Origin of the sequence: Janthinobacterium sp. RA13, assembly GCF_000745325.1 — a bacterium.
Taxonomy (GTDB): Bacteria; Pseudomonadota; Gammaproteobacteria; order Burkholderiales; family Burkholderiaceae_D; genus Janthinobacterium; species Janthinobacterium rivuli.
In genome coordinates, this window is record NZ_JQNP01000001.1 from 6,249,417 (window position 1) to 6,261,681 (window position 12,265).

A 12,265-nucleotide genomic window follows, 5' to 3' on the forward strand; every position below is an offset into this window, starting at 1 on the left:
GGGGCCAGCATGGCGTTTTTGATTGTCAGGAACTGCCATGTCTACCATGTCTTCGCGCACAGTGCTGCCGTCCGCCACGCTGCCATTCTCCATTTATCTGCTCTCCCTGTGCAGCTTCGCCTTTGGTTTATCTGAATTCATCGCCGCCGGCCTGCTGTCTTCCATGGCGCGCGACTTGCACGCCAGCGTGGCGGCGGCCGGCGGCGCCATTGCCGCGTATGCGCTGGGGGCGGCCATCGGTGCGCCGATCCTGACGGCGATGCTGGCGCGCCGGCCCACGCGCCAGGTGCTGGTGGCCACCATGCTCGTGCTGGCCGCTGGCAGCGTGGCCATGGCGGCGGCGCCTGCACTGGGCGCGCTGCTCGGTGTGCGCTTTGCCGTGGGCCTCGCGCATGGCGTGTTCATGGCCGTCGCCTCGCATGCGGCCACCAGCCTGGTCGACCCGTCGCGCGCAGGACGGGCATTGTCCATCGTCTGGCTGGGCCTGACCCTGGCGCTGGCCGGCGGCGTGCCGCTGGGGACGTGGCTGGGCGCCGTCTCGTCGTGGCGCTGGGTATTTGCGGCCATCGGCGTGCTGGCCCTGTGCGGCGGCGCCGGCTTGCGCTGCGCCATGCCGGCCGCGCGCCAGCAGCTTGCCGCCGTATCGGCGCTGGCCAGCCTGCGCGCCATCTTGCAGCCACCCCTGCTGATGGCGGCCGGCGTGGCGGCGCTGGTCAGCGTGGCTACGTTCAGTTTCTTTACGTATGTGTCGCCCTTCCTGCTGCAGCTGGGCGGACTCGATGCGGCCTGGCTGGGCGCCGCCATGCTGTGCTTTGGCGCGTGCGCCATCGGCGGCAACCTGCTGGGCGGCTGGTGCGCAGACCGCCCCCACGCGCTGCGTTCCACCGTGCTGGCCCTGGCCGCGCTGGCGCTCAATTTGCTGGGGTTTTATATGTTGCGCGCCCAGCCCCTGGCCATGCTGGCCCTGTCCGGCACTTTGGGCTTGCTCTTCTTTGCCCTCGTGACCCTGTCGACCATGCGGCTGCTACGCCTGGCGCAGCAGCATTGCCCGGGCAGCGACGCCGTGGCGGCGGGCCTGAACATCGCCGCCTTCAATGCGGGGACGGCGGCCGGTGGCGCGCTCGGCGGTGCGCTGATCGTCGCCTTTGGCTTGCCCAGCATCGCCATCGGCGGCGCGCTGGCGGCGCTGCTGGCCATGCTGCTGCTGTGGTTTCAGTCGCGCAAACTAGACTCTGCGCTCTAGTTTTTGCGTTCAAACGCCCACTGCCTTTGGCGTACACTGGCCTGCAAAAGGCCGTACAAAACAAGGGGAGACATGGGGATGCAACGCAGATCGTTTCTGAAACTGGGCTTGCTTGGCGCCGGTGTGCTGGCCGCCGGCGGCGCCGCCTACCGTCTCGTGCGCGGACTGGCGCCGCCTGGCCGCTTCATGCTCGATGGCGGGGCGCGCGCGGCGCTGGCGGCCATCGTGCCGGCCATGCTGGGCAGCGCGCTGCCGCTGCAAGCCCCCGCGCGGGGTGCGGCGCTCGATGGCGCCATCACTGGCGTGGACACGGCCATCCGTGGCTTGCCGCTGGCGGCGCAGCAGGAGGTGCAGGACTTGTTTGGCCTGCTGGCGCTGGCGCCCGCGCGGCGCTTCGTCGCCGGTGTGCATGGCGGCTGGCTTGACGCGGATCCCGCCCAGGTGAGCGCCTTTCTGCAGTCGTGGCGCACGCACCGCCTGGCCACACTGCAGACGGCCTACCTGGCCCTGCACGACCTGATCCTCGGCGCCTGGTATGCCGATGCCGCCCATTGGGCCGCCATCGGCTATCCGGGACCGCTGCCCGAACTGAGCGCATAAGGCATCCATGAGTACATCCCCCATTCCTGACCCCATCGCCATCGGCGTGGCCGCCGGCTGGAACGTCACCGACGCCAGCACATTGAGCGCCGACCGCACCCTGGAAGCGGACGTCGTCATCATCGGCAGCGGCGCCGGCGGCGGCGTGACGGCGGAAATCCTCGCGCTGGCCGGCTTGAAAGTGCTGATCGTCGAGGAGGGCGGCCTGAAGTCGTCGCAAGACTTCAAGATGCGCGAAGCGCAGGCCTATCCAGCGCTGTACCAGGAATCGGCCGCCCGCAAGACGCGTGACAAGGCGATCAATATCCTGCAGGGACGCACCGTCGGCGGTTCGACCACCGTCAACTGGACCTCGAGTTTTCGCACGCCGCCCGGCACCCTGGAATACTGGCGCAAGCATTTCGGCTTGTCCGGCTATGGCGTCGATGCCATGGCGCCGTGGTTCGCCATGATGGAAAAGCGCCTGCACGTGAGCGACTGGGCCGCGCCGCCGAATGAAAACAACGACTTGTTGCGCCGTGGCGCGCAGGCGCTGGGCATACCCACGGCCGCCATCCGGCGCAACGTGGCCGGTTGCTGGAATCTCGGCTACTGCGGCATGGGCTGCCCGACCAACGCCAAGCAGTCGATGCTGGTGACGACGATTCCCGCCGCGCTGGCGCTGGGCGCGGGCTTGCTCGTGCATGCGCGCGCCGAGCGCTTTACCTTCAAGGGCGAGCGCGTCGACAGCCTGCAGGTGACGGCGCTCGACGCCGCCGGGCAAGTGCCGACGGGCGTGCGCCTGACGCTGCGCGCCAAACACTTTGTGCTGGCCGGCGGCGCCATCAACTCGCCGGCGTTGCTGTTGCGCTCGCAGGCGCCCGACCCGCACGGTTTGCTGGGCCGGCGCACCTTTTTGCATCCGACGGTGGTCTCGGCGGGCCTGTTTCCGCAGAGGGTCGATGCCTATGCGGGCGCGCCGCAGACGATTTATTCCGACCATTTTCTGCATACGGCGCCCATCGATGGCCCCATCGGCTACAAGCTCGAAGCGCCGCCCTTGCACCCGCTGCTGATGGCCACCACCATGGGTGGTTTCGGCGATGAGCATGCGCGCACGATGCGCGAATTCCCCCATGCGCACGCCTTGCTGGCCCTGCTGCGCGACGGCTTTCACCATGATGCGGCGGGCGGCACGGTGTCCATCGACAGTTTCGGCGCGCCCGTGCTCGACTATCCGCTCACGCCGTTCATCTGGGATGGCGTGCGGCGCGCGCTGCTGTCGATGGCGGAAATCCAGTTCGCCGCCGGCGCGAAAAGCGTCTATCCCGTGCATGAGCTGGCCAGCCATTACACGAGCTGGGTGCAGGCGAAACAGGCCATCGGCGCCTTGCCGATGAAGGCCTTGCTGGCGCGCGTGGTGTCGGCCCATGTGATGGGCGGCTGTGCCATGTCAGACGATGCGCGCCTGGGCGTGACGGCGAGCGATGGCCGCTATCACGGCGTGCGCAACCTGTCCGTGCACGACGGTTCGCTGTTCCCCACCTCGATAGGCGCCAATCCGCAACTGACGATCTACGCGCTGGCCGCGCGCCTGGCCAGCGGCCTGGCGCAAGCGCTGACGGGCAAGCCGGCGCCCGTGCCCGTTCCGGCGACCGCATGATCGCACGCATCCTCAAGTGGCTGATGCTGCTGCAAGTACTGGCCGTGCTGGGCGTGGCTTACCTGGCCATGCAGGCGTGGGGCGTCGCTTCGCCGCTGCTGGCCGTGCTGCTGGCGCTGGCCACACTGCTGGCCGTGCGCGCGCTGGTCGTGGTGCGCAATTTCCTGGAAAGCCGGCGCCTGGGCAGCCCCGTGCCGCCTGAATACCAGCTGGGCGCCATGGGTGCCGCGCGCCTGTTCCTGGGCGAGTTGCGCGCCACCCTGTGGACGTCGTCGTGGGGCATGCTGCGTCCGCGCCTGCATGCGGCCGACATCATCACTGGCCAGGGTCTGCCCGTGCTGCTGATCCACGGCTATGTGTGCAACCGCGGCTACTGGACAAAGCTGAGCCGGCAGCTGGCGCGGGCCGGCATCGCGCACGAGGGCGTCGATCTGGAACCGATCAACGCCGACATCGAGGCGTTCGTGCCGCAGGTCGAGCAAGCCATCACCGAGCTGTGCACCCGCACGGGCAGCGACCGCGTGATTCTTGTCGCCCACAGCATGGGCGGCCTGGTGGCGCGCGCCTGGCTGCGCCGGCATGGCGCGGCCCGCGTGGCCCGCATCATCACCATCGGCACGCCGCACCACGGCACGGCGCTGGCCAACCTGGCGGCGGGGACGAATGCGCGGCAGATGAGCCGTATCGATGGCGCGCCGAGCGGCTGGCTGGCGCAACTGGCCGCCAGCGAGACGGCAGAGACGCGCGCCCTGATCACGTCGATCTATTCGCATCACGACAATATCGTCGCGCCGCAATCGTCCGCACAACTGCCCGGTGCGCGCAATCTCGCCTTCGGCGGCATCGGCCACGTGGCGCTGGCCAGCGATGCGCGCGTGCTGCGCCAGTTGCTGGAAGAAATCACTATCAAGAACGAAGTCGCCCAACCCCCATCTACTCCCCATTTTGCCTGAGTCCTGTTGTGTTTTGTCTGCATGACAAGACTGTCTGTTTTGACTCTGCTGTTGCCCCTGTTTAACAACGCACGGGGCAGAAAATGCTGTTTTCCACTGGCGTACTGTATTAAGCTAACGTCAGAAGACAGCCGGCGAAATTTTTTTGCTGGGGCCGCTTGCGCCGTTCCGCAGGCATCTTGTGGACAGATATTTTTCTGGATGTATGGCAAGATGTTGTAGGATTGTTATGTAGATCGCGCAAACGGAAAGTTGAACGCAGGCAGAAAATGAGTCCATGCAGTTTTTATTGGGGGCGCTAATTGTCCGCACGTATCCTGATTATCGAAGATAACGCCACCAATATGGAATTGATGGTGTATTTGCTGCGTGCCTTCGGGTACACGCCGCTGGCCGCCTATGACGGCGAAGAGGGCGTGCGCATGGCGCGCAGCGAACTGCCGGACTTGATCATTTGCGACGTGCATTTGCCCAAGCTCGATGGCTATGGCGTGGTGGCGGAGCTGAAGAAAGACCCGCAGCTGCGCACCATCCCGGCCCTGGCCGTGACGGCGCTGGCCATGGTGGGCGACCGCGAGCGCCTGCTCGAAGCGGGTTTCAATGGCTACATCGGCAAGCCGATCGAACCCGACCTGTTCGTCGCGGAGCTGGAGTCTTTTTTACCGGGGGCGCCGTCGACGCCAGTTAAAAACGACATAGCCACCATCCTGATCGTTGATGATCATGTGCTGAACCGCGAGTTTCTGACCGCCCTGCTGGGCTACGGCGGCCACCGCCTGCTGGAGGCGGCGAATGGCGCCGATGCGCTGGAAATATTGCGCACCGAGCGGCCGGACCTGATCATTTCCGACATCCTCATGCCGAACATGGACGGCTACGAATTCGTCACGCGTGTGCATGCCGATCCCGCGCTGACCGACGTGCCCATCATCTTTTATACGGCCACCTACCGCGAGCAGGAAGCGATCCTGCTGGCGCAGGCTTGCGGCGTGCGCTGGGTGCTGCCCAAGCCGTCCGACCCCGAGGTCATCGTGCGCACCGTCAACGAGGCGCTGGGGCTGATGCCGGCGGCGGCCCAGGTGCCGGCGGCGCCGCAGGCCAGCGGCGGTGCGGCCCCTCCCGCCACAGGCAAGCTGGCCGGCATCGAGCACCAGGTCAGCGGCTACCTCGACGAACTTGAATCGAGCAGCCAGCAGATTTCGCAGCTGGCCACCCAGCGCGAAGGCCAGGCCGCCATTCCCGAAGACCTGGGCGTCATGACGGAGCGCCTGTCGCGCTCGCTGTCGAGCCTGCAGGCGGTGAGTCTGCGCCTGACGGCCCTGATCGAGCTGGGCATCGAACTGGGCGCCGAACGCGATCCGCGCGCCCTGATCGAGGCGGGCTGCAAGGTGGCGCAGAATATCTGCGTCTCCAGGTACGCCTGCATCGGCGTGCTGGAAGAGGGCGCCGAAAAGCTCAGCTATTTTTCCTCGTGCGGCGCCGAGAAAAACCTCGAGCGCATCGCCAGCGCGCCGCGCACGGGCATTTTGAACCGCTTGCTGGAACAGCGCCAGCCCTACCGGGTCAATGGCTTGAAGGGCGACCCCGGCGCGCTGGGCCTGCCCGACACGCACCCGCCCGTGCATTCCTTCCTGGGCGTGGCCATCGCTTCGCGCGAGCGCAGCCACGGCTGGCTGTACCTGGTCGACAAGCTGGGGGCGAATGAATTTTCCGAAGTCGACGAGCGGGTCGCCGCCACGGTGGCGGCGCAGATCGCCGTCGCCTACGACAACCTGCTGCTGTACGACGAAATCAAGCGCCACCACGAGCAGCTGACCCTGGACATGGCGGCGCGCATCCGCCTCGATGAAGACTTGCGCCGCTTCCGTCTGGCGATGGATGCCACGGCCGACGCGATTTTCCTCGTCGACCGCGCCGGCATGTGCTTCGTCGACGTCAACCAGACGGCTTGCCGCATGCTCGGCTTCGAGCGCGAGGATTTCCTGCGCGTGGGGCCGGGCCGCGCGCACGAGGGAGAATCCCAGCTGGAAGAGCTGTACAACAAGCTGCTGGCCGGCGACCAGGGCGGGCCGATGACGGAATTGCAGCTGCAGCGCAAGGACGGCTCGCCCCTGTCGGTGGAAGTACAGCGGCGCACCCTGCGCTCGGGGCAGAGCTGGATCCTGGTGGCCGTGGCGCGCGACATCACCGAGCGCAAGGATGCGGAGCAGCGCCTGATGAAGCTGGCGCATTTCGACACCTTGACGGGTTTGCCGAACCGCAGCCAGTTCTACGCCTCGCTGACCCATTCGCTGTCGCAGGCGGCCGAGCACCAGTGGGCCGTGGCCGTGCTGTTCATGGATATCGACCGCTTCAAGAATATCAACGATACGCTGGGCCACACCATCGGCGACGACCTGCTGCGCCAGTTTTCCAGCCGCCTCGTCGATTGCCTGCGCGTGCGCGACACCATCGGCCGCTTCGGCGGCGATGAATTTGCCACCATCCTGGTGCTGCCCGACGGCGCCCAGCATGCCGTGGGCGTGGTCGACAAGATCCGCGAAGCGATGCGCAAGCCCTTCGATTTGCAAGGCCATGAAGTGACGGTGACGGTCAGCATCGGCATTTCCGTGTACCCCGACGATGGCGTCGATGCGGACACCCTGATCCAATATGCCGACACGGCCATGTACCGCGCCAAGGAAGCGGGCCGCGACGCCTTCCGCTTCTTCACGGCGGAAATGAATGCGCAGTCGATGGCGCGGCTGGACATGGAAAATGCCCTGCGGCGCGCCATCGACAACGAGGAATTCGTGCTGTTCTTCCAGCCCAAGGTGAACATCATCTCGGGGCGCATCAGCGGCGCCGAGGCGCTGATACGCTGGCGCCGCCCCGGCCACGGCATGGTCTCGCCGGCCCTGTTCATCCCCCTGCTGGAAGAAACGGGTCTCATCGTGCGCGTCGGTAACTGGGTGCTCGACGAAGCGTGCCGCAAGATCAGCGAGTGGGGCGCCAGCAGCATCGGGCCCGTGCACCTGTCGGTCAACGTGTCGGGCATCCAGTTTTTCGTCGGCGGCCTGGAAGAGGAGGTGCTCAAGGCGATCCGCAAATACGATATCGCGCCCGAACTGCTGGAGCTGGAGCTGACGGAAAGCTCGCTCATGTCGAACGCCGAGGAAACCATCGCCGTGCTGCGCAACCTGAAGGCGCTGGGCATCCAGATTTCCATCGACGATTTCGGCACCGGCTATTCCAGCCTGGCTTACCTGAAGCGCTTCCCCATCGACAAGCTGAAGATCGACATCGCCTTCGTGCGCGAAGTGACGAGCAACCCGGACGACGCGGCCATCGTGCTGGCCATCATCAGCATGGCGCACAGCATGAAGCTGGAAGTGATCGCCGAAGGCGTGGAAAACGATGCGCAGCTGGCCTATCTGCGGCGCCACGGCTGCGACGAGATGCAGGGCTATTATTTCAGTCGCCCCGTGCCGCACGAGGAATTCGAGCAGATGCTGATGAAAGGCCAGCTGCTGCAGGCGCCCGAGGATGCGGGCAGCGAAGAACAGCAAACCTTGCTGATCGTCGACGACGACGTCTTCATGCTCGACGTGCTCAGCGACTTCCTGGCGCAGGACGGCTACCGCATCCTGACGGCGCAGACGGCCGCCGAGGGCTTCGACATCCTGGCGCGCCACAAGGTGCAGGTGATCCTGTGCGACCAGTGCATGCCGCTCATGAGCGGCACCGAATTCATGGAGCGGGTCAAGCATCTGTGCCCCGACACCTTCCGCATCATGCTGTCCGCCTTTGCCGACCTGACGCCCATCATGGCAGCCATCAACCGCGGCGCCGTCGACCGCTTCTACACGAAGCCGTGGAAAGGCGCCGTGCTGCGCGAGAATATCCGCGAAGGCTTCCGCCTGCACAAGCTGCTGCACGGCCAGGTGAAAGCGGCGGCGTAGGCGCTTGCACTGCCGCGTAAATCGCCGCCGCGTGCGCTGGCGCACCTTGCGCAGCCGTTTCCCATCGAATTAGACTCCCGTCTCTAGTTTTGCTCTCTAGAATAAAACGCATCCATGAGTGGCATGGCCTTTCACATGACGGGAGCTGGCGATGGTGAAGAAATTGAAGGAACTGGCGGAAGACGCGGAATTGGCGAACGCCGTGCGCTCGTCCGCGCAGCAGATCTGGCAAGCGGGTCTCGGCGCTTTCGCCAAGGCGCAGGAAGAAGGGGGGCGCGTGTTTTCCCGGCTGGTGAAAGAAGGCACGGAATTCCAGAAGCGCGCCGAAGACAAGGTGGCCGACGTCAGCGACAGCGTCGGCAAGCTGGCCGATGGCGTGGGCAAGCAGGCCAGCGGCTCCTGGGACAAGCTGGAACAGGTGTTTGAAGAGCGCGTCGCGCGCGCCCTGGCCGCCATCGGCGTGCCCACGCAACAGGATCTTGCCGCGCTGCACGCGCAGATCGACGCCTTGAGCCAGCAAGTGGCGGCGCTGTCGGCCAAGGCCGCGCCGGCGCCCAGGCCGAAGGCTGCGGCCAGGCCCGCCGTGAAGGCGGCGCCGAAAGCCGCATCAAAAACTGCGCTGAAAACCGCGCTGAAAACCGCGCCCAAAGCGGCCGTCGCCAAGGCCCCGGCCAAGCCGGCGGCCAGGACCGCGCCGCGCGCCGCAGCCAGGCCAACGAGCAAGCCGGTGAGCAAACCGGCGACGAAGAAAAAAGCGCCGGCCGCCTGAGCCGGCGCCGCATCCCTCCAGCCTGCGCGAGCAGGCTTTTTCTTGCCCGCGTTTTTCGCCCGCGCCTGGGGGCGGAGTGTTTCATTACAGCTATCATAGGTGGTATGCTTGAGGCAGAACACAGAGAGATTGCCCGCCATGCTACAAAAAGCACCACGCCGTACCCGCGAACGCATCCTGGAGTTGTCGCTGCGCCTGTTCAATGAGTTTGGTGAGCCGAATATCACGACGACCGTGATCGCGGAAGAGATGAACATTTCGCCCGGCAACCTGTATTACCACTTCCGTAACAAGGACGACATCGTCAATTCGATCTTCGTCCAGTTCGAGGCGGAAATCGAACGCATCCTGACCGTGCCCGACGGGCGCCGCTCGAATATCGAGGATGTCTGGCTGTATTTGCACCTGATGTTCGAACTGATCTGGCGCTACCGCTTTTTCTATCGCGACCTCAACGATTTGTTGTCGCGCAACCGCAAGCTGGAATTGCACTTCAAACTGATCCTGGCGCACAAGATCAAGGTGGCCACGCAGCTGTGCGAAGACTTGCGCAGCGAACAGTCGCTGGAAGCGTCGGATATGGAAGTGGCCGCGATGGCGACGAATATGGTGGTCGTTGCCACCTACTGGCTGTCGTACGAGTATGTGCGCAATCCGCGCAAGTACAGCGAGCAGCAATCGATGTCCGATGCGCTGGCGCGCGGCTGCTACCAGGTACTGTCCCTGATCGGGCCGTATTTGCGCAATGAAACGCATTTGCTGTTTCGCAAACTGTCGGAAGAGTATGTGACCAAACTCAAGAACGACTGACGCGGCTGCTGGCGCCCCGTCGTCCATTACAGGAGAGATATATGGCTTGGAAACAATTTCCTTATCCGGACGAAGCATATGTCTACACGCCGCAAACCCTGGAAGCGGCCTGGGCGCGCCTGCATGCGGGCGACGTGGAACCGTTTCCCACCCACCCTGCGCTGGTACAAGCCTGGCTGGCCTTCCATGCGGGCGACTTCGAACGCGCCGTGAAGCTGGGCCTGGCCGTCGGCGTGCCCGGCTATGCGGTGGCGCACAAGGCGACCTGCATCTACGCCACGCACCTGGAAGTGGATGACAGCCGCAAACTCGACATGTACGAAGAAGTGGCCGAGCGCTGCGAACGCCAGCAAAGCGAGCAGCCGGCCAATCCGGCCGGCTATTACTGGCATGCCTACAGCCTGGGCCGCTATGCGCTGGGCACGTCCGTCGTCAAGGCCCTGGCACAGGGCATGGGGGCGCGCGTGCGCAACAGCCTGGACCGCACGATGACTGTAGCGCCCATGCATGCGGAAGCGCATATCGCGTTTGGGATTTATCATACGGAAATTATCGACAAGGTCGGCGCCATGATCGGCGGCCTGACTTACGGCGCCAACAAGGAAGACGGCTATCAGCACTTCAAGACGGCGCTGGCCCTGACGCCGTATTCGGCGCTGGCGCACAGCGAATACGCGCGCGCCTTGAACATGCTCGACGGAAAGAAAAAGCTGGCGGAAGCGCTGGCACTGTATGAAAAGGCGGCCGAGTGCGTGGCACTGGACGCCAAGGAACGCCTCGAAGTCGAGGCGGCGATCGATGAATTGAAAGGGTAGGGAATACTGTGATCAAGGCTTTATGTGTGTATTGTGGCGCCAACGCGGGCGTCTCGCCGGACTATGCCGTGGCGGCGCGCGAGCTGGCGCGCGTGCTGGTGGCGGAAAATATCTCGCTCGTGTATGGCGGCGGCAAGGTGGGCCTGATGGGCGTGATCGCCGATGAAGTGCTGCGCCTGGGCGGCGAGGTGACGGGCGTGATCCCCACCCAGCTGGTCGAGCGTGAAGTGGGCCATACGGGCTTGACGCGCCAGTTCATCGTGAAGGACATGCATGAGCGCAAGGCGATGATGGCCAGCCTGTCCGACGCCTTCATCGCCATGCCGGGCGGCTATGGCACCCTGGAAGAACTGTTCGAGATGCTCACCTGGGCCCAGCTGGGTTTGCACGCCAAGCCCATCGGCTTGCTCAATGTCGACCGTTTTTATGACGGTTTGATCGCTTTCGTGCAAAACGGCAAGGAGCAGGGTTTTATCCGTCCGCAGCACGCGGCCTTCCTGAATGCCGACGCCGATCCTGCGACCCTGGTGCAGCGCCTGAAAGATTCTTCGCCGTAAAGATTCCCTGTGGAACCTTTCTCAGAGCCATGCACTGTGAAGTGCATGGCTTTTTTATTTCTGTACGGGAAAACTGATCAAGCTCAATAAACTAATTAATATAAATATGGTCAGAATATTTCTACTGAGACATGTTTTTTTGAAAATCAAGATGCTTTTTATGCATGAATGTGTTCTACTGCACTTGTTCAAAAGACAGGCATGTCGGACACCCAGCGAGGCACCTCCCGTTTCCCGCGACGACGCCTAAGTATTGCAAGTTGCCACAACCTCGCTACTTCATCATCTTGAAAGGATGCTATTTTGAAAACCATGACCTTGCTGCGCGCGACCGCTGTCGCCGCCATTCTCGCCGCTGGCGGCGCCCACGCACAAACCACCACCATCGGCTTCGATGCGCTGGAACATCCCGGCATCCTCGGATCCGTCTTCAACTCTTACTCCGAAGGCGGTTACGATTTCGACAGCAGCTTCCTGGGCCTGTTGAGTTCTGCGCATCAGAGCAACTTCGCCTACGCTGGCTCGGCCGGCCTGGGCGCCACGCTCCTGTCGACGACCACCTTGAGCCGTACCGATGGCGCAGCCTTCTCGCTAAGCTCGATCAGCCTGGCTGACTTCGTGAGCTTGCCTGGCGCCTACGACGTGACTTTTGTCGGCCACCAGGTGGGCGGCGGCACGGTGACGCAGACCTTCAGCCTTGATGGCAGCCATACCTTCAGCGATTACACGTTTACGGGTTTTAACAACCTGCTGTCGGCATCGTGGAAGGAAGGCGCCTTGCACACCTTCCAGGTCGACAATATCGCCGCCAGCGTGAGCGCCGTGCCGGAACCGGCCACCTACGGCATGATGCTGGGCGGACTGGGCCTGCTGGCCTTCCTGCGCCGCCGCAAGAACGCCGCCTGAATCTGAACTTGCTGCCGGCCCCGCCGGCG

At 64.3% G+C, this 12,265-nt stretch carries 10 protein-coding genes; all 10 read left to right on the plus strand.

Annotated elements, in window-relative coordinates; genetic code table 11:
• The first annotated feature begins 37 nt into the window (after positions 1-37).
• The 10 genes from FG13_RS27800 (at position 38) to FG13_RS27845 (ending at position 12,236) form a co-directional block, all read left to right on the plus strand.
• A complete protein-coding gene (locus FG13_RS27800; RefSeq protein WP_235211820.1) occupies positions 38-1,243 on the plus strand; it encodes an MFS transporter in 1,206 nt (401 codons plus the stop codon).
• Between the two features lie 72 nt (positions 1,244-1,315).
• Positions 1,316-1,843 carry a hypothetical protein gene (locus FG13_RS27805; protein WP_035826398.1) on the plus strand — a complete coding sequence of 176 codons (528 nt, stop codon included), beginning with the start codon at positions 1,316-1,318 and terminating at the stop codon, positions 1,841-1,843.
• A 7-nt stretch (positions 1,844-1,850) separates the two neighbouring features.
• Positions 1,851-3,485, plus strand: coding sequence for a GMC family oxidoreductase (locus FG13_RS27810; protein ID WP_035826399.1), 1,635 nt, complete (start codon positions 1,851-1,853; stop codon positions 3,483-3,485).
• Positions 3,482-4,438 carry an esterase/lipase family protein gene (locus tag FG13_RS27815; RefSeq protein ID WP_035826402.1) on the plus strand — a complete coding sequence of 319 codons (957 nt, stop codon included), beginning with the start codon at positions 3,482-3,484 and terminating at the stop codon, positions 4,436-4,438. The genes FG13_RS27810 and FG13_RS27815 overlap by 4 nt, the downstream gene beginning before the upstream one ends.
• A 302-nt stretch (positions 4,439-4,740) precedes the next feature.
• Positions 4,741-8,379 carry an EAL domain-containing protein gene (locus tag FG13_RS27820; RefSeq protein ID WP_035826405.1) on the plus strand — a complete coding sequence of 1,213 codons (3,639 nt, stop codon included), beginning with the start codon at positions 4,741-4,743 and terminating at the stop codon, positions 8,377-8,379.
• A gap of 151 nt (positions 8,380-8,530) precedes the next feature.
• Entirely contained in the window at positions 8,531-9,148 is a 618-nt protein-coding gene (locus FG13_RS27825; RefSeq protein WP_035826408.1) for a phasin family protein, read from the plus strand.
• 138 nt (positions 9,149-9,286) lie between these two features.
• A complete protein-coding gene (locus tag FG13_RS27830; RefSeq protein ID WP_034758777.1) occupies positions 9,287-9,958 on the plus strand; it encodes a TetR/AcrR family transcriptional regulator in 672 nt (223 codons plus the stop codon).
• Positions 9,959-9,999: 41 nt separating this feature from the next.
• Complete coding sequence (locus tag FG13_RS27835; RefSeq protein WP_035826413.1) at positions 10,000-10,773, plus strand: hypothetical protein; 774 nt, start codon at positions 10,000-10,002, stop codon at positions 10,771-10,773.
• Positions 10,774-10,784: 11 nt separating this feature from the next.
• Positions 10,785-11,330: a TIGR00730 family Rossman fold protein gene (locus FG13_RS27840; protein ID WP_035828900.1), complete on the plus strand. Its 546-nt coding sequence runs from the start codon at positions 10,785-10,787 to the stop codon at positions 11,328-11,330.
• A 312-nt stretch (positions 11,331-11,642) separates the two neighbouring features.
• On the plus strand, positions 11,643-12,236 hold the full coding sequence (locus FG13_RS27845; protein WP_035826417.1) for a PEP-CTERM sorting domain-containing protein: 594 nt from the start codon (positions 11,643-11,645) through the stop codon (positions 12,234-12,236).
• Positions 12,237-12,265 lie beyond the last annotated feature (29 nt).